This is a genomic window from Streptomyces sp. NPDC092045, assembly GCF_044756005.1.
Lineage (GTDB): Bacteria > Actinomycetota > Actinomycetes > Streptomycetales > Streptomycetaceae > Streptomyces.
Genome location: NZ_JBIVSC010000001.1, coordinates 1,226,610 through 1,245,033, shown reverse-complemented (window position 1 = coordinate 1,245,033; position 18,424 = coordinate 1,226,610). Strand labels below are relative to the sequence as shown.

Here is an 18,424-nt window from a genome sequence, read left to right as displayed (position 1 = left end):
GTCAGAAGGCGCCGTAGTTGACCTGCCAGGTGGGGAGGCCCATGCGGCGCCAGAGGGCCACGACGCGGTCGCGGTCGTCGAGGGAGACGCGGACGGCGTAGCGGTGGCGGACGTGGGCGTCGAAGAGCTCCGCCTTGACGAGGTCGTCGCCCCGGCCGTCGCCGGAGGCCCGCATCCACAGTTCGTCGTAGGGCACCTCGTGGCGGGCGAGCCACTCCTCGGTGAGGGCGCGGTGGTCCTCGCTGCGGCCGGAGAGCAGGACGATCCGGTCGCGTTCGGCGTTCCGGAAGGCCCGCAGGGCGTCGCGGACGGAGAGGTTGAGGGCGTCGCGGTCGCAGCGGGTGAAGTCGTACGGCCCCCGGTCGACGCGCAGGGCGAGGGTGCCGTCGATGTCGCACATGACGGCGGTGGGGAGCGCCGGGTCCGCGACGTACGGCTCGACGGCCGGGCGGTCGTTGAGCCAGTCGGCGGTGAGCCGCCAGCCGCCCCGGGTGGCCTTGGCGTGCTTGTCGGCGAGGATCCTGATGATCTCCTCGCCGACGGGCCGCTCGCGGGCGGCGTCGCGGCGGACGCACTCGTCGGCAGGCACGCCGGTGAAGTCGTGGACGGCGAAGGTGACGTCCAGGCCCGCGACGGCGGCCTTGAGCCGCTTGGGGATGTGCGGGGTGAGGTGGGTGTTGTCGACGACGACGTCGAAGCCGCCGTCGACAGCCGCGCGGACGGCGGCGTCCTGGACGGCGAGGACGGTCTGCTCCCGGGTGTGCGAGCGGCCCCGCTCGGGGTCGGGCAGGTCGAGCATGGTGCGCAGGTCGTCGAGGTTGACGCGGCGCACGCGGCCCTCGGCGTCGGCCTGCAGGGCGCGGGCGGCCGTTGTCTTGCCCGAGGCGGGCAGGCCGGTCATGACGTGGACGACGGGCACGGTCGGTTCTCCTGGTCGTGGGCGAAGGGATCGGTGGCCTCGGGGCGGACCTGCCGCCAGAGGAGGAGGTCGGTCGGGCGCCCGTCGAGGCGCAGGAAGAGGGCGGCGCGCAGGCCCTTGTCGGGCAGGCCCGCGGCGGCGCGGGCGAAGGCGGCCCGGTCGCCGGCGAGGTGGGCCAGGCGGGCGTACGCCTCGTCGACGGCCCGCTCGCGCGCGGCGGCGGTCTCCTCCAGGCGGGCGATCACCCCGCGCACCCACTGGTCGAACTCGTCGGGGACCTGTTCCAGGAGGGCGTCGAGGGGCTTGCCGCCGGAGGCCTCGACGTCGGCGACGGCGCAGCCGAGGCCCTTGGCGACCTGCGTGGCGGGCAGGCCGGCGAAGCGCTGGACGCCGTGGCCGCGCCAGATGTCCTGCTCGGTGACGCCGGTGAGCACCTTGTGGAGGCGGACGTACTCTCTCAGCTTGGCCTTGGCGCGCAGGCCGGAGGCGAAGCGCAGCACGAAGCCCTCGGCGTCGGTGCCGGTGGCCGGGCGGCCGTCCGGCAGGGTGTTGGACTCGGTGAGGGCGACGAGTTCGTCGAGGGTGGCGACGGACCAGGTGCGGACGACGCTGCCGAGGGGCGCCCAGGAGGCGGCGGCCTCGGCGAGCGGCACCTCGGTGCCGTCCGGGCCGAGGGCGGCGAGCAGGACGAGGTCGCGGCGCTCGCCGTAGTTCACGACGATGCGGTTGCCCGGGTAGAGCATCTCGGCGAGGTAGGTGGTGCCGGGCGTCAGGCCCGTGGTGTCGGCGGCGTCGAGGCGGCGCTGCGCCCAGACGGCCTGGGAGCTGGTGAAGGAGCTCTTGGAGGCGGCGTGCCAGCGGTCCGCGTAGTGGAAGACCACGGCGAGGCTGCCGTCGACCTTGTCGTACACCTCGAAGGGCTCGTCGGGCAGCGGGGGCGCGTAGGGGCTGCCGGTGGCGTGCTCGGCGAGGTTGAAGAACTTGGGGAGGGGCAGTCCGACGATCCGCCCGGTGGCGTCGTCGGCGACGAGGCCGCGGCAGTGGAGGGTGGCCCGGTTCCAGTGCTGGGCGTACTGGCACGCGCGCGTGTACGTGTAGATCGACAGCGGCAGCCCGGGATGCGGTTTCCGGGTCACGTGCCCCTCGGCGAGGGCGGCGGCGAGCTCGTCGGGCGTCATCAGGTCGTGCAGAGTCAGGGCGTCCTGGCCCATCGGGTCCCCTCCCGTGGTGTTCGATGATCCATTCTCGGACGGAAGGGACGCGGAGAACAGTGATTATCGGACCGGGAGGCGTCCGTCGGGGTGACGACCGGGCTCCCGGACCCGGCCGTGTCGGTGGTGCCCCGTAGACTCGCCGTCGCCCTGTCGGTGACGCACGCCGGCGCAGACGAAGGAAGCGAGCCCCATGAACCACTCGGACGGCACGGCACCGATCTATGCCGAGCTCATACGGGAACGGGGGGATGTTCCCGGTGACGTCCGCCAGACCGCGGAGGAGGTCCTGCGGGACCTGAGCCGGGTCATCCAGGTTCCGCCGCAGGGCGCTCCCGCCCCTCAGGGCGGCGTCGTCCACGCGGGCGCGCCGCGCGCCGGGGCCGGTGCCCCGATGGGTCCTGGCGGTCCGATGGGTGCCGGGGGGCCGATGGGCCAGGGCGGTCCGGGCGGTCCGATGGGCGTCACCGGCCCCATGGGCGTCGTGGGCCAGGCGGCGGGCGCCGTCGTCGCGCACCGGCCGCAGCGGTAACCGTCCCCTCGCCCCGCACCGGGGCGTTGTCGGTGCCGTGCGCCATGCTGCCTCCCGGGACGGTCCGTGCCGCGAGGGAGCGGACCGCGCACGGCGACCAGGGGACGACGACATGGCCGAGGTTCTGCTCTTCCACCACGCGCTCGGGCTGACGGAGGGCGTCCGCGCCTTCGCGGACGGGCTGCGGCGCGCCGGGCACACGGTCCACGTGCCCGACCTGTACGAGGGGCGCGTCTTCGGGGATCTGGAGGCCGGGGGCGGATACGCCCGGGAGATCGGTTTCGGCGCGCTCGTGGAGCGCGGCGCGCGAGCGGCCGAGGGCCTTCCGGACGGCCTCGTGTACGCCGGGTTCTCGCTCGGCGTGCTGCCCGCGCAGAAGCTGGCCCAGACCCGGCCCGGGGCGCGCGGCGCCCTGCTGTTCAGCGCCTGCGTCCCGGCGGACACGTTCGGCGCGGCCTGGCCGGAGGGCGTGCCCGTGCAGGTGCACGGGATGGACGCCGATCCGTACTTCGCCGGCGAGGGCGACCTGGCGGCGGCGCGCGAGCTGGTGGCGGGCGCGGCGGACCGCCGGCTCTTCCTGTACCCCGGGACCGCGCACCTGTTCGCGGAGTCCGGCGCGCCGTCCCACGTCCCGGAGGCGGCGGCGCTGTGCGCCGAGCGGGCGCTGTGCCTCCTGGACGGCGTCAGGTCCTGAGCCCGGGGCGGAAGCTCCGCCTCACACCGTGAACCTGCGGACGTACCGGCGCTGCCAGGGGGTCTCGACCGCGTGCCGGTCGTAGTGGCGGCGCACGTACGCGACCGCCTCCCCGGCCGGGACCCCGTCGAGGACGGCGAGGACGGCGAGGGCCGTGCCGGTGCGCCCCCGGCCGCCGCCGCAGGCGACCTCGACGCGTTCCCCGGCGGCGCGTTCCCGGGCCTCCGCGAGGACGGCACGGGCCGCGTCCCGGTCGGCGGGGAGCCGGAAGTCCGGCCAGCGCAGCCAGGTGGACTCCCAGGGCACCTCGGGAGGCGTCCGGCCGAGGAGGTGCACGGCGTACGTGGGGGCGGGGCCGTCGGGCAGCGGGTGGCGCAGGCCCCGGCCGCGGACCAGACGTCCGGAGGGCAGGCGCAGGACGCCCGGGGAGGACTCCTGCCAGAGCTCGGTCATCGCGCCACCGTAACCGCCGGAAGGGCCCTCCCGGGGCGGGAACGGGGTCATCCGTTCGGCCGACCCCGGTGTCGTCCGTTCCGGCACCGGGGCCGGGATGCCCGGTGGACCGTGCGGGGGCGGGTCCGGGCGGAGGATCGGTGCAGGGCGCGGATCCGTCTCCCCTCCCCCGGCCGCGATCCGCCGGACGGGCCTCCGGGAGGCGTCCGCGCGGTCGCCGCACCGAGGAGTCCGTCATGAGGAAGTCCCGCCGTCCGTCCCGTGCCGCCCGGGCGCTCCTGCCCGGCGCGGTGGCCGCCGTGCTCCTCACGGGGTGCGCCCAGGGCTCCGGGAGCGCGGCCCCGGCGGGGCCCGCCGGGCCGTCCTCCCCCGCCGCCGGCTCCCCGGCCCCCGGTCCGGCGGCCACCGCGCCGCCCGCCCCCGGCACCCTGCTCGTGACCGACTTCGGCTCCGACACGGTCACCTTCGTCGACCCCGTGCGGGGGGCCACCGGGTCCGTGGAGGTGGGGACCGCGCCGTACAGCGTGGCGCTCGGCGCCGACGGGCGCGCGTGGGTGGCGACCGCCGAGGGGGTGGCGGTCGTGGACACCGCGGCCCGGAAGCGGCTCGCCCTGATCCCGTACCGGACGGACACCGGGCCCGTGACCACGGGCGAGTACCGGGGCGGCGGCATGGGCATCGCGCTCGCGCCGGACGGGCGCCGGGCGTACGTGGGGGTCAACGCGCCCGGCGGGAACGGCGCCCTGGAGGTGGTCGACACGGCGGCGCTGCGGGTGACGGACGCGGTGCCGGTCGGCCGGCGCCCGTTCGACGTGGACGTCTCGCGGGACGGAACCGAGGTGTACGCGACCGGCCACGACTCCTTCGACGTCACGGTCGTCGCGGCGGGGACCCTGGAGTCCCGGAGGGTGGAGGTCGCCCCGTACGGCACGGAGGGCGGGCTCGGTTCCTGGCTCAAGCCGCACTACGCGGCGGTGCGGCCCTCGGACGGGAAGCTGCTCCTGCCGTTCGAGGGCGAGCGGCTCGCCGTGGTCGACCCCCGGACCGGCCGGACGGAGATCGAGCCGATGACCGCGCGGACGCATCAGCACGGGGTCGCCGTGACGGCCGGCGGGACGCTCCTGGTGGTGGGCACGGGGCCGATCGACCCGGACGCGGACCGGGGGCCGTCCCTGACGGTGCGCGCGCCGGACGGGAGGGAGCGGGTGTACCCGCTGGAGGGGGCGCACGAGAACGTGGCCGTGTCCCGGGACGGGCGCACGGCCTACGTGTCCGGCGGGTTCACCCGGGACGGGTACTGGGACGGCCTGACGGTCGTGGACCTCGCCTCGGGCGACGCCCGCCGGCTGGCGGCGGGGTCGCGCCCCCTGGGGATCGCGGTCCTCTGAGGGGGCGGTTCGGTCTTCCGGACGTGCGGCGGGGCGGTGGGAACGGCCGTGAGGGGGTAGCAGAGGGCGCAACCGGCGGTGCCGGGCCCTCGGGGCCGGTACGGACACCGCCGAAGAGCGATCCATCGGCAATGACGATAAAAAGGGTAAACAAGGGGTAGTCGGCAAAAAGTTGCCATGCGGCCGTACCGGCCGCAGCCAATGGCTCCTTGCACGCTCATACGGAAGGGCGGACAGCGTGACGCGACCGAGGATTCTCGTGGTGGGCGCCGGCTTCGCCGGAGTGGCCTGCGTACGGAGGCTCGAACGGCGGCTGGCGGAGCGGGAGGCGGTCATCACGCTCCTTTCGCCGTTCTCGTACCAGCTCTATCTGCCACTGCTCCCCCAGGTGGCGGCGGGGGTGCTGACCCCCCAGTCGGTCGCCCTGTCGTTGCGGCGCAGCGAACGGCACCGGACCCGGATCGTCCCCGGCGGGGTGGTCGGCATCGACACGGCGGCGAAGGTCTGCGTGGTGCGGACGATCTCCGGGGAGTACGTGAACGAGCCGTACGACCATCTCGTGCTCGCGCCCGGCAGCGTGACCCGGACCTTCGACATCCCGGGCCTCACCGAGCACGCGCGCGGGATGAAGACGCTCGCGGAGGCCGTGTACGTCCGCGACCACGTCATCGCCCAGCTGGACCTGGCGGACGCGAGCAACGACGAAGCGGAGCGGGCGGCCCGGCTGCAGTTCGTGGTCGTCGGCGGCGGCTACGCCGGGACGGAGACGGCGGCCTGCCTCCAACTCCTCACCCACAACGCGGTCAAGCGCTATCCGCGGCTCGACCCGGACCTCATCAAGTGGCACCTGGTGGACATCGCGCCGAGGCTCATGCCCGAGCTGGGCGAGAAGCTGGGGAAGGCCGCGACGGACATCCTGACCCGGCGCGGCATCGAGGTGTCGCTCGGCGTCTCGGTGGCCTCGGTGGACGAGAAGACGGTGACGCTCACGGACGGGCGCGTGCTGCCGAGCCGGACCCTCATCTGGACGGCCGGCGTGGCCGCGAGCCCCCTGATCGGCACGCTCGGCACGGAGACCCTCAAGGGCCGGGCCGTCGTCACGCCCGAGATGGCGGTGCCGGGGCTGGACGGGGTGTGGGCGCTCGGGGACGCGGCGGCGGTGCCCGACCTCGCCAAGGGCGAGGAGGGGGCGGTCTGCCCGCCGACGGCCCAGCACGCGATGCGGCAGGGCAAGGCGGTCGCCGACAACCTGGTCTCGACCCTGCGCGGCGAGCCGCTCCACCCGTACCGGCACAAGGACCTGGGACTCGTGGTGGATCTCGGCGGGATGGACGGGGTCTCCAAGCCGCTCGGCGTGGAGCTGCACGGGATGCCGGCGCAGGCCGTGGCCCGCGCCTACCACTGGGGCGCGCTGCGGACCAACGTGGCGAAGACCCGGGTGATGACGAACTGGGTGCTCAACGCCCTGGCCGGGGACGACTACGTGCGGACCGGGTTCCTGGCCTCGAAGGCGGGGACGCTGAAGGACTTCGAGTACACCGACGCGTACCTGTCGCAGGATCAGGTCCGCAGCCACACGGCGTCGTTCCGCGGGGCGGTCGCGTCCGGCGGGAGCTGAGCGGCGGGAGAAGACGCCACGGGGCGCCCGGCGGAGAGCCGGGCGCCCCGTGGCGCGTGTGCGTGGACGGGCTTCGTCAGCGGGCCAGTTCGGTGGCCGGGCCCATGACGACGACCGGTTCCCGGGCCGGGTCGAGCGCCCGGAGCAGCTCGCGCAGGTCCTCGATCTCCAGGGTGACGCAGGCCTGCGTGGGGCCGGCGTGGTCGACGTGGATCCAGACGCCGCCGCCCTTCTCGGCGCCGAGGGGGCGTTCCCTGTCGAGCGGGCTGCGGCCGGGGACCCGGTTGTAGTCGATGGCGACGACGTGGTCGAAGGAGCCTTCGAGGGGTTCGCCGGCGAACCCGGTGCCGCTGATCGCGAACCGCGCGTCCTGGTCGTACGGCAGGAGGGTGCCGGGGTCGGGCAGCCGGCCGCCCGCGTCGCCGAGGCGGAAGACCCCGATGGGAGTGCGCAGGTCGCCCGCGGTGTGGTCGGCGGTCCAGCCCCGGAGGGCGTTGTGGGTGGGCCAGGGTCCGGCCTGGGTCTTCCAGCCGCCGGCCGGGTCGCGGGCGTAGAGCGTCGCGGTGGACCGGGTGGAGTCGGCGGAGGCGCCGGTGACGACGAGGGCCTGGGAGGTGCCGTCGGGGACGGAGGCGTGGGTGACGGGGCCGACGCCGGGGAGCCGGGTCTCGGGAATCGGGGCGGAGGCGGTGGCGGCCTTGCCCGGTGGGCCCGGACGGGAGCGGGCCTCGCCGGCGGTCGTGGGAGCGGGGGCGGGGGCGGGCGGGGCGGCGGGGCTGCCGCAGCCGGTGAGCAGCAGGGCGGCACACAGCGTGCCGGCGCTCAGCAGCGCGGGGGTGCCCTTGCGGACGGGCATGGGACGGCGTTCCTCCTGACCGGGGGGGGCGGTGCGGGGATCTGACCGGGGGGACAGTGCGGGGATCCGTACCCGTTCGGCGGGCGGTGCTGCCGCGGTCCCTCCGCCCCCACCCGTACGGACGCGCCCTCCCGGGTGTCTCCGGGCGGGCCCGGAAAGCGGTTGACCGGCCGGGCGGGGGGCGGTTGGCTGCCCGGATGAACGAACTCCACATCGAGCGGGCCCTGAGCGGGGCGCCGCTCGCGGACTGGCGCGCCGTCCACAACGCGATCGTCCCCACGGCCGTCCTCTCGCCCGACGAGGTGCGCGAGCGCGCGGGCCGGAACCGGCTGGACGTGGCCTATCTCGGGGACGTGGCGGTGGGCTGCTCGACGGTGCGCCCGCCGGACGGGGAGACGGCGGCGGCGACCGTCATCGCCCGGACGCTGCCCGGGTTCCGGGGGCGGGGCTTCGGGACCGCGCTGTACGAGCGGGGGCTCGCGCACGCGCGGACGCTGGGCGGCGAGGGCGTGGAGACGGTGGTCCTGGCCTCCAACGGGGAGGGGCTGCGGTTCGCCCTGGCGCGGGGCTTCGTGGAGGTGGAGCGGTACGTCCTGCCCGGGGACACCGTCCCGTTCGTGACCCTGCGGCTGGCCTGACGGACGCGGCGGGTCGATTCCGGCTCGCGGACGACGGGCCGGGGGCTCCGCCCGCGAGCCGGGGTCCTCGGGGGCGTCTTGCCGATCGGGCCGGACGCCGCGAGGCCGGCATGATCGGCAAGGCGCCCCCTCGGGGCCGCCGGTCAGGCGCGGGCGGCGAGGGCGGGTTCGGCGCGGACCGGGCCGTCGAGGAGCCGGCGCAGCAGCGCGGTGGCGCGGGCCGGGTCGCCCGCGCCGCCCTCCTCGGAGAGGAGCGCGGCGAGGACGGCGATCCTGGCCTGCCCGGCCCGGAGGGTGCCGGTGAGGAGGGCCCCCGCCGCGACGAGGTCGACGGCGCCGCCGCCGGTGTAGATCTCGGCGAGCGGTCCGGCCGGGACGCGGGTGGTGACGGCGACGAGGACCCCTCGGGCGACCGCGTCCTCGACGGCGGCGGCGATCTCCGGGGTGGCGTTGCCCGCGCCGGTGGCGACGAGGACGACGCCCCGGGCTCCGGCGGCGACGGCCGCGTTCAGGAGCAGCGGGTCGCCGTCGGAGTGGTGCGTCACGATGTCGACCCGGGGCAGCGGGGCGGCGCCGGTGGTGCCGGGCGCGGCCGTGCGCGCGGCGGCGGGCAAGGGGAGCGGGGCCGGGCGCTCGGGCTGCCGCTCGACGTCGACGCGGGAGAACCCGACGCGGCCGAGGCGCTCGGCCGACGGGTCGGAGAAGGCGTCGGCGTCCAGGGTCCGGTACTTGACCGTGCCGCGCGCCGCGTGGACGCGCCCGTCGAAGACGACGAGGACGCCGAGGTCGCGGACGGTGGACGCGACCTGGAGCGCGTCGTAGAGGTTGCCGGGGCCGTCGCCGTCGCCGGTGCCGAAGGGGCGCTGGGCGCCGGTGAGGACGACCGGGCGGGCGTCGGTGTGGTGCAGGTCCAGGAGGAAGGCGGTCTCCTCCAGGGTGTCGGTGCCGTGGGTGATCACGACGCCGTCGACGCCGGGGTCGGCGAACGTCTCGTGGACGGTGCGCAGGAGGGCGAGCTGGTGGGCCGCGGTCATGCGGGAGCTGTTGACGTTGAAGAGGTCGACGACCTCGACGGTGACGTCCTCGGGGAGGGGGGCGGTGGCCAGGACGTCGCTGCCCGAGGCGTCGGCCGCGTAGCCGGTGCCCTGCCAGCGGCTGGCGATCGTTCCGCCGGTGCTGATGACGACGATCCGGCGCGCTTCCCCGTCGTGCGTCCGCTTCATGGCTGCTGTCCTCGACTCCGTACCGACGAAAAGGGGTTCCGCCCCGTGGCGGGAGGGCCCGGGGCGGGAGGGCCTCTGCCGGAAGGGCCCCGAAGGCCTCTCCAGAGGTTCCTGAGCCCGCAAGGATAGGACAAACGGCGCGCAAGGCGATTGCCGAATGAGCCGCCGAAATGTTTCTTCTTGGGAGAAGATTGCGCCATGGACCGAATCGACCTCCATATCTTGCGCGAGCTCCAGAACGACGGCCGGCTGAGCAACCAGGAGCTGGCCCAGCGGGTGGGGCTCAGCCCCTCCCCCTGCCTGCGGCGGGTGCGCCAGCTGGAGCAGGACGGGGTGATCCGGGGCTACCGGGCGATCATCGATCCGGAGGCGGTGGGGCGGGGCTTCGAGGTGCTCGTCTCGGTGGAGGTGCGGCGGGACCGGGAGACGGTGGAGGCCTTCGAGGAGGCACTGCGGGACGTGCCGGACGTGATCGAGGCGTACCGGCTGTTCGGGAGTCCCGGCTGCCTGCTGCGGATCGCGGTGGCGGACCTGGCGGCGTACGAGCGGCTGTGGATCGAGCGGCTGACGACGCTGGCCGGGGTCACCGAGGTCAACTCGCAGATCATCATGAAGCGGATCAAGGAGCCGAAGGGGTTGCCGGTGGACGTCCGGGGCGTCTGAGGAGGTCCCGGACGGGCGCGCGGACCCCCGGTGCCCGTGTATGCGAGAACGTCACGGAAACGCCTCCTCCCGGTTACACGGCGGGCCGCTCCCCCGTGCCACGCTCCCGGCTGACAAGAAGTCAACACGCGTAGAGCGCGGCGCCCTCGAGCCGGTGCCGCGTTCCGGCGCGTGCCCCCACCGGGAAAGGGCACCCCCCATGTCCGTCGCACAGCCCCGCCGTCGGAAGGCCTGGGCGGCTTCCATAGCCGCCGTCCTCGTCACCCTCACCCTCCCCGCGGTCACCGCGGCCCCCGCGAACGCCACGACCTCCCCGTACGACAGCACGTACTACAAGGACGCGGTCGGCAAGACCGGTCCGGCCCTCAAGTCCTCGCTGCACACCATCATCAGCAGCCAGAGCAAGATCTCGTACGACGCGGTCTGGAACGCCCTGAAGACCGTCGACCAGGACCCGAACAACTCCAACAACGTGATCCTGCTCTACAGCGGGGTCTCGCGCGGCAAGTCCCTCAACGGCGGTGCGGTGGGCAACTGGAACCGCGAGCACACCTGGGCCCAGTCCCACGGCAACTTCGGCACCTCGGCCGGCCCCGGCACCGACCTGCACCACCTGCGCGCGGCGGACGTCCAGGTCAACAGCACCCGCGGCAACAAGGACTTCGACAACGGCGGCAGCCCGGTCAGCGGCGCGCCCGGCAGCTACACGGACAGCAACTCCTTCGAGCCGCGCGACGCGGACAAGGGCGACGTGGCGCGGATGCTCCTCTACATGGCCGTCCGCTACGAGGGCGGCGACTCCTGGGCGGACCTGGAGCCCAACGAGTCGACCTCCAACGGCAGCGTCCCGCACCACGGCCGCCTCTCGGTCCTGAAGCAGTGGAACGAGCTGGACCCGCCGAGCGCCTTCGAGAAGCGCCGCAACGACATCATCTTCGGCACCTACCAGGGCAACCGGAACCCGTTCGTCGACCACCCGGAGTGGGTCGAGGCGATCTGGTAGTCCGACCGGGTCACCCCGTGCCGCGGGCCGACGAAGGCGCGGCACGGGGTGACCCATACACATGACCGCTCCCGACGGCTTCAAACGCGAAATCGCGGATCATCTCACGCTTTCTGAAGGAGCGAATCCTTCTCTCCCGAGCCGTTATCGATCCGTTATAAACGGTCATTCTGTCCCTCTATGAGGTGATTCGCCGTAGCGGGAAAGAGGGATTCCCCTCATGAAGGTGCCAACTGCACCTATCACGTTCCACCAGCGCGAACAACCCCTCAGCACCAGGAAGTTCCGAGATCCTCTGGGTACCTTCGGCGCCCATGACCACTGCCCAGAGCACTGCCCCTGCGACAGCCCGGACCGACGTCTCCGTCGGCCCGGCCGAGATCGAGGACGGCGCCGACCTCTGGCGGATCGCCCGCGGCTCGGGAGAGCTGGACCTCAACTCGCCGTACAGCTACCTGCTGTGGTGCCGCGACTTCGCCGACACGACCGCCGTCGCCCGTGACGCCTCCGGACGCCCGGTGGGCTTCGTCACCGGATACCTGCGGCCCGAAGCGCCGGGCACGCTCTTCGTCTGGCAGGTCGCCGTGGAGGATTCGCACCGCGGAAGCGGGGTAGCCGGGACCCTGCTCGACGCCCTGTCCGCCCGAGTGGCGGCCGAGCGGGGACTCGACCGCGTGGAGGCGACCGTCACGCCGGGAAACCTGGCGTCCGACCGGATGTTCCGGTCCTACGCGCGCCGCCACGGCGCGGAGCTGACGCGAGAGGTCCTCTTCCCGGCCGCCTCGTTCCCCACCTCGGGGCACGAGGCCGAAGTGCTGTACCGCATCGGCCCCCTGGACCTCCCGGCCTCCTGAGCCGTCCGCCGGCCGTTCCCGCACGCATCCACCCGCACCCCGAACCACACCTGGGAGAAGAGACTCCGTGACCCTGACCGACCTCGCCCCCTCCTCCGTCTTCGAGACCGTCGAATCGGAGGTCCGCAGCTACTGCCGCGCCTGGCCCGTCGTCTTCGAGCGCGCCTCCGGCAGCAGGCTGTACGACGAGCAGGGGCGGCCGTACCTCGACTTCTTCGCCGGAGCCGGCTCGCTGAACTACGGGCACAACAACCCCGTCCTCAAGCGCGCCCTCCTCGACTACCTCGCCGACGACGGCATCACCCACGGCCTCGACATGTCGACGACCGCCAAACGCGACTTCCTGGAGACCTTCCGCTCGGCGGTCCTGGAGCCCCGCGCCCTGCCCTACAAGGTGATGTTCCCCGGCCCCACCGGCACCAACGCGGTGGAGGCGGCCCTGAAGCTCGCCCGCAAGGTCACCGGGCGGGAGACCGTCGTCTCCTTCACCAACGCCTTCCACGGGATGTCGCTCGGTTCGCTCGCCGTCACCGGCAACTCCGCCAAGCGCGCCGGGGCGGGCGTGACGCTGCCCCACGCCACCCGGATGCCCTTCGACCACTACTTCGACGGGCAGGTCCCCGACTTCCTGTGGTTCGAGCGGCTCCTGGAGGACCCGGGCTCCGGCCTCGACCACCCGGCCGCCGTCATCGTCGAGACCGTCCAGGGCGAGGGCGGGATCAACGTCGCCCGCGCCGAGTGGCTGCGCGCCCTCGCGGACCTCTGCCGCCGGCACGACATGCTCCTGATCGTGGACGACGTCCAGATGGGCTGCGGGCGCACCGGTGACTTCTTCTCCTTCGAGGAGGCGGGCATCACGCCCGACATCGTCACCCTGTCCAAGTCCATCAGCGGCTACGGCCTGCCCATGGCCCTCTGCCTGTTCCGCCCGGAGCTGGACCTGTGGGAGCCCGGCGAGCACAACGGCACCTTCCGCGGCAACAACCCCGCCTTCGTCACCGCCACCGCCGCCCTCGACGCGTACTGGCGCGACGGCGCCCTGCGCGAGCGGACCCTGGAGCGGGCCGGCCGGGTGGAGCGCGCCCTGCTCGACCTGTGCGGGGACGACGAGCGGTCGGGCATCGCGGTGCGCGGACGCGGCCTCGTATGGGGCCTGGAGTTCGCCGACGGGGAGCGCGCCGACGCCGTGTGCCGGCGGGCGTTCGAGATCGGCCTGCTCCTGGAGACGTCCGGACCGCACGGCGAGGTGGTCAAGCTGCTACCGCCGCTGACCGCGACGGACGACGAGCTCGACGAGGGCCTCGGCATCCTGGCCCGCTCCGTCCGCCACGCCGCCTGACCCGTCCGGCAGCGACCGACCCCGTCCGCGACACCGCGAGAGGAAAACATGATCGTCCGTTCCTTCGACGAGCTGGAGAACACCGAGCGGCACGTGAGGGCCGCCTCGGGCACCTGGGAGAGCAAGCGCATCGTCCTGGCCCGCGAGCGGGTCGGCTTCTCCCTCCACGAGACGGTGCTGTACGCCGGGACCGAGACCTCCATGTGGTACGCGCACCACGTCGAGGCCGTCGTCTGCACGGCCGGCGAGGCCGAACTCACCGACCACGAGACCGGCCTCACCCACACCATCGTGCCCGGGACGATGTACCTGCTCGACGGGCACGAACGCCACACCCTGAAGGTCAAGCGGGACTTCCGCTGCCTGTGCGTCTTCAACCCGCCCGTCACCGGGCGCGAGGACCACGACGAGAACGGCGTCTACCCCCTGCTCACCGAGCCCGAGCCGACCGACGCGGGCGCCGCGGACGACGCCTGATCCGGCGCCCCCGGTCGCGTCCCGCGCTCCGCGGCACGCCCCGCACGCACCCGTACGAGACGCACGAAAGGAAGGCACACCGCCCCATGGCCTCCGCACCCACCCGCCCCGTCGACCTCTACCCCACCCGCGGCCCCCGGGAGGAGCTGATCGGCCGCAAGGACCCCGTCGTGTGGTCCGAGCCCGGTACGCCCGGCCCCTTCTGGGCGCGCGAGCTGGAGGACTACGACCGCGACGGGTTCGTCACGGTGGACGAACTCGTCACCCCGGAGGAGGTCGACGAGCTCCGGACGGAGCTGGACCGACTCGTCACCGACCCCGCCGTCCGGGCGGACGAGCGGGCGATCGTCGAGCCCAGCTCCCAGGAGATCCGCTCCGTCTTCGAGGTGCACCGGATCAGCGAGGTCTTCGGCCGGCTCGCCGAGGACCCGCGGGTCGTCGGCCGCGCCCGCCAGATCCTCGGCTCCGACGTGTACGTGCACCAGTCGCGGGTCAACGTGAAGCCGGGCTTCGGTGCCAGCGGCTTCTACTGGCACTCCGACTTCGAGACCTGGCACGCCGAGGACGGCCTGCCGCAGATGCGGACGGTGTCGGTGTCGATCGCGCTCACGCCGAACCACACCACCAACGGCAGCCTGATGATCATGCCGGGTTCGCACCGCACCTTCCTGGGCTGTGCCGGGGAGACCCCCCGGGACAACTACAAGAGGTCGCTCCAGATGCAGGACGCGGGGACGCCCTCGGACGAGGCGCTCACCACCTTCGCCGAGGCCTGCGGCATCCGGCACTTCACGGGGCCCGCCGGCTCGGCCACCTGGTTCGACTGCAACGCCCTGCACGGGTCGGGCGACAACATCACCCCGTACCCCCGCAGCAACGTGTTCCTGGTCTTCAACAGCGTGGAGAACCTGCCGGAGGCGCCCTTCGCCGCCCCGGTCCGGCGTCCCTCCTTCATCGCCGCGCGCCCGTAGTCCCGGGCCGGCGGAGACGACGGGGCCCGCACTCCGGGGGAATCGGAGTGCGGGCCCCGTCCGTCGGCGCGCGCCGGACGCTCACGCGGCGTCCGGCCGCCCGAACATGCCCTCGCGCAGCCGGTTGAGGCTGCGGGCCAGGAGCCGCGAGACGTGCATCTGGGAGACGCCGAGCCGCTCGCCGATCTGCGCCTGCGTCAGCTCCTCGACGAAGCGGAGGTGGAGCAGCAGCCGGTCGCGCTCGCCGAGGGCCACCACGAGCGGGGCGAGGGTGTGGAAGTCCTCGAAGAGTTCGAGCGCCGGGTCCTCCCCGCCGATGAAGTCGGCCAGGGCCGCCTCGTCCTCCTCGTCGCCGCCGTTGATCGCGGCGTCCAGCGAGGTGGAGTTGTAGCCGTTCGAGGCGATCTGGGCCTCGACCACCTCCTCCTCGGGGAGCCCCATCAGCATCGCCAGCTCGGCGACCCTGGGGGCCCGGCCGAGCCGCGAACTCAGCTCGTCGGTCGCCTTCGCCAGTTCCACCCGCGCCTCCTGGAGCCGGCGGGGGACGTGCACGGCCCAGGTGGTGTCCCGGAAGAAGCGCTTGATCTCGCCCACGATGTACGGCACCGCGAAGGTGGCGAACTCCACCTCGCGCGAGAGGTCGAAGCGGTCGATCGCCTTGATCAGGCCGATCATGCCGACCTGGACGATGTCCTCCATCTCGTCGGCCCGCGCGCGGAAGCGTCCCGCCGCGTACCGCACGAGCGACATGTTGATCTCGATCAGGGTGTTCCGGACGTACTGGTACGCCTCGGTGCCCTCCTCCCGCTCCGCCAGCTCGCGGAGGAACACCTTGGTCAGGTTGCGGGCGTCCTGGGGCGCGACCTCGTGGGGGGCCTCCAGGACGGGCAGGTCCTCACACGTACCGCTGGTCACGTACGTCGCCATCGCCTCGGCCGTCTCGGTCCGCACGCGACAACCTCCTCTTCCTCACGGTCCGTTCAGCAGTTCCGGTTCTCGTACCCCCGCTTTTCGAACGCACTCCCCGAAAAGGGGCGTCGGCTCCGCCCGGAGTGGCGGGCATCACTTCTGGGCGAACGGGCAGACGAATTACATCACGTGTTGATGAATCAGGAAGAAAGGGACCCGCGATGAACACCCGGAGCGACACCCGGCCCCGTACGCCGGAGGCCCCGACGGCCCGCCCCGGCGCCGGAGCGTACGGGCCGTCGACGGTCGGTACGCCCGCGCAGGCGCGGCGGCTGGTCTGCCACGCGCTCGCGGCCCTCGGCCCCCTGCCGCCGGACCAGATCGACGACCTGCTGCTCGTCACGTCGGAGCTGGTCACGAACGCGCACCGGCACGGGGGCGGGGTCACCGACTTCGGCATAGCCGTCGGCCCCGATCGCGTGACCGTGTCCGTGGCGGACGCCAGCGGGAGGACGCCGCGCCAGGACCTCCACGACAAGCTGCGCCCCGGCGGCTTCGGCTGGCCGATCGTGCTGCGCCTGTGCCGCGAGGTCACGGTGGACGCCCGGCCGGACGGCAAGACCATCCACGCGGCGGTGACGGTGGACCGGTGAGCCGGCGGACGCCCCGGACGCCCGGGACGGCGGACGGAACGACGAGAGGGGCGACCACGCTTCCGGCGTGGTCGCCCCTCTCGCACACCCCTTCCGGGGTGTGATGACGGAACGTCTGTTCAGAGGAGGTCCCGACGGTCGTCCTCGGTGACCGTGGGGGCGACCGGAGGGACGATCATCCGGCGGCGGCGCAGCACGCTGACGTAGGCCGCCGTTCCGATGATGCCGACGGCCATGAGGATCAGGCCGACCAGGTCGAGATTGACCCCCTCCATCTGCCAGTCCGACGCGAACGTGAGAATGGCCCCCACCGCGATCAGAATGATGAAAGCTCCCAGACCCATGATTCCTCCCTTAGTGGGTTGGACGGTCATCGGGTACCCCGGACCGGCGCCCTCATCCCCGATGTCCTCGCACGGAACGTCGGGTGACCGGGAGTCAGGAGCCCGTCCGCGCGGGTTCGCCCTCCTCCGACGGTCCGGGCGCGAGCTCCGGCGGCCCGTGCAGCCGTACGGAGTCGGGACCGGCGGCGGAGTGGCGTTCCGCCCAGGCCTCCAGGGCGGCGCGGCAGGCGTGGTCGAGGTGCTGGAGCCCGGAGAGGTCGAGTTCGACCGGGCGGTCCCTCGGCAGGCCGTCGAGCGTGTCGAGTATCTTCGGCAGCCGCAGGAAGGTGACGTTCCCCGACAGGCTGACGCGCACCGGCCCGTGGCCGTCGTCGCTCCGCTCGACGCGGAGGTGGGAGGCGTCCCAGGCCGCCTTGGCGACGGAGAGGACCAGTCCGATCAGGACCCCCTCGAACATGTTGACCGTGACGATCGCCAGGGCCGTCACGACGAGGACGAGGGCCTCGCCCCGGTGGCCGCGCCACAGCGCGGCCAGCCCCCTGAAGGGGATCAGCTTCCAGCCTGCGTGGACCAGGATCCCGGCGAGCGCGGCGAGCGGCACGTACTCCAGGGTGGCGGGCAGCAGGGCCGCGAAGAGCAGCAGCCACAGGCCGTGGAGCACCCGGGAGGCCTTGGTCCTGGCCCCCGCCCGGACGTTGGCCGAACTGCGCACGATCACCGCGGTCATGGGCAGCGCGCCGAGCACGCCGCAGACCGCGTTGCCGACCCCCTGGGCGAGCAGTTCCCGGTCGTAGTCGGTGCGGGGGCCGTCGTGCAGCCGGTCCACGGCCGCCGCGCTGAACAGCGACTCGGCCGAGGCGATCAGGGCGAAGGCGAGGACGGTGCCGAGCAGGGCGAGGTCGGCCAGGCCGGCGAAGGCGTCCGCGCCGGGCACGCGCACGGCGTCCAGGACGCCGTCCACCCGCACGGTGGCGACCGGCAGGTCGAGCAGGGCGGTGGCGAGGCCCGCGAGGAGGACCGCGACGAGCGCGCCGGGCACGGCCCGTGCCTTCGGGGGCAGGTGGCGCCAGCCCACGATCACGAGGACCGTGCCGGCGGCGACGGCGAGCGGGATCAGGTGGGCGGTGGCGGTCAGCGCGCCCGCCAGGGCGGCCGGCAGTCCGGCGAGCCGGGCGGGGCCGGAGGCGGGGGCGTCGAGCCCGGCGGCGGCGTAGAGCTGGCCGGCCACGATGACGAGGCCGATGCCGGCGAGCATGCCCTCGACGACCGAGAGGGAGATGGCCCGGAACCAGCGGCCCCATCTCAGCAGGCCCATGAGGATCTGGAGCAGTCCGGCGAGGAGCACGACGACGCCGAGCGCGGCGAGGCCGAAGGTGCGGACCGCCTCGAGGACGAGGACGGTGAGGCCGGCCGCGGGGCCGGAGACCTGGAGGCTGCTGCCTCTCATGAGGCCGGTGACGATGCCGCCGACGATGCCGGTGATCAGGCCGAGTTCGGCGGGCACGCCGGAGGCGACGGCCACGCCGATGCAGAGCGGCAGCGCGACGAGGAAGACGACGAGGGAGGCTGCGAAGTCCTGCCGTAGATGGGGAAATTCCCGGAGTCGGGGCAAGGAGGGCGGCATGCGGATCTCCCCTCATGGGATCCGAGGTGCGGGGGCGGACCGGTGGTCGCGCGGG

20 protein-coding genes are annotated in these 18,424 nt (G+C 73.7%); 12 read left to right on the top strand and 8 right to left on the bottom strand.

Features of this window, described 5'->3' with window-relative positions; all coding sequences use genetic code 11:
• Position 1: 1 nt before the first annotated feature.
• Positions 2–919, bottom strand: coding sequence for an AAA family ATPase (locus ACIQKA_RS05395; protein WP_383444650.1), 918 nt, complete (start codon positions 917–919; stop codon positions 2–4).
• Positions 898–2,130, bottom strand: coding sequence for an RNA ligase (locus ACIQKA_RS05390; protein WP_402540037.1), 1,233 nt, complete (start codon positions 2,128–2,130; stop codon positions 898–900). Before ACIQKA_RS05390 ends, ACIQKA_RS05395 begins: the two co-directional genes overlap by 22 nt.
• A 193-nt stretch (positions 2,131–2,323) precedes the next feature.
• Here ACIQKA_RS05390 and ACIQKA_RS05385 point away from each other — a divergent pair, with 193 nt between their 5' ends.
• The gene (locus tag ACIQKA_RS05385) at positions 2,324–2,662 is read left to right on the top strand and encodes a hypothetical protein (RefSeq protein ID WP_383154091.1); all 339 of its coding nucleotides are present in this window, start codon (positions 2,324–2,326) and stop codon (positions 2,660–2,662) included.
• A gap of 112 nt (positions 2,663–2,774) precedes the next feature.
• Positions 2,775–3,356: a dienelactone hydrolase family protein gene (locus tag ACIQKA_RS05380; RefSeq protein ID WP_383154093.1), complete on the top strand. Its 582-nt coding sequence runs from the start codon at positions 2,775–2,777 to the stop codon at positions 3,354–3,356.
• 21 nt (positions 3,357–3,377) lie between these two features.
• Here the strand turns inward: ACIQKA_RS05380 and ACIQKA_RS05375 are convergent, their stop codons facing one another.
• Positions 3,378–3,809, bottom strand: coding sequence for a protein-tyrosine phosphatase family protein (locus ACIQKA_RS05375; protein WP_383154095.1), 432 nt, complete (start codon positions 3,807–3,809; stop codon positions 3,378–3,380).
• Positions 3,810–4,045: 236 nt separating this feature from the next.
• Here ACIQKA_RS05375 and ACIQKA_RS05370 point away from each other — a divergent pair, with 236 nt between their 5' ends.
• Both ACIQKA_RS05370 and ACIQKA_RS05365 read left to right on the top strand, forming a co-directional pair.
• Positions 4,046–5,197, top strand: a complete 1,152-nt coding sequence (locus ACIQKA_RS05370; protein WP_402540035.1) for a YncE family protein — start codon at positions 4,046–4,048, stop codon at positions 5,195–5,197.
• A 238-nt stretch (positions 5,198–5,435) separates the two neighbouring features.
• The gene (locus ACIQKA_RS05365) at positions 5,436–6,815 is read left to right on the top strand and encodes an NAD(P)/FAD-dependent oxidoreductase (RefSeq protein ID WP_383154099.1); all 1,380 of its coding nucleotides are present in this window, start codon (positions 5,436–5,438) and stop codon (positions 6,813–6,815) included.
• Between the two features lie 76 nt (positions 6,816–6,891).
• Here ACIQKA_RS05365 and ACIQKA_RS05360 read toward each other — a convergent pair whose 3' ends face one another.
• Positions 6,892–7,671 carry a hypothetical protein gene (locus tag ACIQKA_RS05360; protein ID WP_402540032.1) on the bottom strand — a complete coding sequence of 260 codons (780 nt, stop codon included), beginning with the start codon at positions 7,669–7,671 and terminating at the stop codon, positions 6,892–6,894.
• Positions 7,672–7,868: 197 nt separating this feature from the next.
• Between ACIQKA_RS05360 and ACIQKA_RS05355 the strand changes: the two genes are divergently transcribed.
• Positions 7,869–8,309 carry a GNAT family N-acetyltransferase gene (locus ACIQKA_RS05355; protein WP_383433942.1) on the top strand — a complete coding sequence of 147 codons (441 nt, stop codon included), beginning with the start codon at positions 7,869–7,871 and terminating at the stop codon, positions 8,307–8,309.
• A 143-nt stretch (positions 8,310–8,452) separates the two neighbouring features.
• Here ACIQKA_RS05355 and ACIQKA_RS05350 read toward each other — a convergent pair whose 3' ends face one another.
• Positions 8,453–9,532, bottom strand: coding sequence for an asparaginase (locus ACIQKA_RS05350; protein WP_402540031.1), 1,080 nt, complete (start codon positions 9,530–9,532; stop codon positions 8,453–8,455).
• A gap of 198 nt (positions 9,533–9,730) precedes the next feature.
• Between ACIQKA_RS05350 and ACIQKA_RS05345 the strand changes: the two genes are divergently transcribed.
• The 6 genes from ACIQKA_RS05345 to thpD all read left to right on the top strand — a co-directional run bounded on the left by ACIQKA_RS05345 (position 9,731) and on the right by thpD (position 14,839).
• Positions 9,731–10,195 (top strand): Lrp/AsnC family transcriptional regulator, encoded by a 465-nt coding sequence (locus tag ACIQKA_RS05345; protein ID WP_366378657.1) that lies wholly within the window; start codon positions 9,731–9,733, stop codon positions 10,193–10,195.
• A gap of 199 nt (positions 10,196–10,394) precedes the next feature.
• Positions 10,395–11,198: an endonuclease I family protein gene (locus tag ACIQKA_RS05340; protein WP_402540029.1), complete on the top strand. Its 804-nt coding sequence runs from the start codon at positions 10,395–10,397 to the stop codon at positions 11,196–11,198.
• Positions 11,199–11,512: 314 nt separating this feature from the next.
• Positions 11,513–12,052, top strand: a complete 540-nt coding sequence (ectA, locus tag ACIQKA_RS05335) for a diaminobutyrate acetyltransferase (protein WP_383154112.1) — start codon at positions 11,513–11,515, stop codon at positions 12,050–12,052.
• Between the two features lie 73 nt (positions 12,053–12,125).
• Entirely contained in the window at positions 12,126–13,391 is a 1,266-nt protein-coding gene (gene ectB, locus ACIQKA_RS05330) for a diaminobutyrate--2-oxoglutarate transaminase (protein ID WP_383434045.1), read from the top strand.
• 48 nt (positions 13,392–13,439) lie between these two features.
• Positions 13,440–13,868: an ectoine synthase gene (locus tag ACIQKA_RS05325; RefSeq protein WP_383154115.1), complete on the top strand. Its 429-nt coding sequence runs from the start codon at positions 13,440–13,442 to the stop codon at positions 13,866–13,868.
• A gap of 86 nt (positions 13,869–13,954) precedes the next feature.
• Positions 13,955–14,839, top strand: a complete 885-nt coding sequence (thpD, locus tag ACIQKA_RS05320) for an ectoine hydroxylase (RefSeq protein WP_402540028.1) — start codon at positions 13,955–13,957, stop codon at positions 14,837–14,839.
• Positions 14,840–14,920: 81 nt separating this feature from the next.
• Here thpD and ACIQKA_RS05315 read toward each other — a convergent pair whose 3' ends face one another.
• Entirely contained in the window at positions 14,921–15,766 is an 846-nt protein-coding gene (locus ACIQKA_RS05315; protein WP_383160577.1) for an RNA polymerase sigma factor SigF, read from the bottom strand.
• Between the two features lie 203 nt (positions 15,767–15,969).
• Here ACIQKA_RS05315 and ACIQKA_RS05310 point away from each other — a divergent pair, with 203 nt between their 5' ends.
• Positions 15,970–16,401 (top strand): ATP-binding protein, encoded by a 432-nt coding sequence (locus ACIQKA_RS05310; RefSeq protein WP_402540027.1) that lies wholly within the window; start codon positions 15,970–15,972, stop codon positions 16,399–16,401.
• Positions 16,402–16,520: 119 nt separating this feature from the next.
• Here ACIQKA_RS05310 and ACIQKA_RS05305 read toward each other — a convergent pair whose 3' ends face one another.
• Positions 16,521–16,745 (bottom strand): DUF6458 family protein, encoded by a 225-nt coding sequence (locus tag ACIQKA_RS05305; RefSeq protein ID WP_351973659.1) that lies wholly within the window; start codon positions 16,743–16,745, stop codon positions 16,521–16,523.
• Positions 16,746–16,839: 94 nt separating this feature from the next.
• Positions 16,840–18,369: a SulP family inorganic anion transporter gene (locus ACIQKA_RS05300; protein ID WP_383436868.1), complete on the bottom strand. Its 1,530-nt coding sequence runs from the start codon at positions 18,367–18,369 to the stop codon at positions 16,840–16,842.
• Positions 18,370–18,424 lie beyond the last annotated feature (55 nt).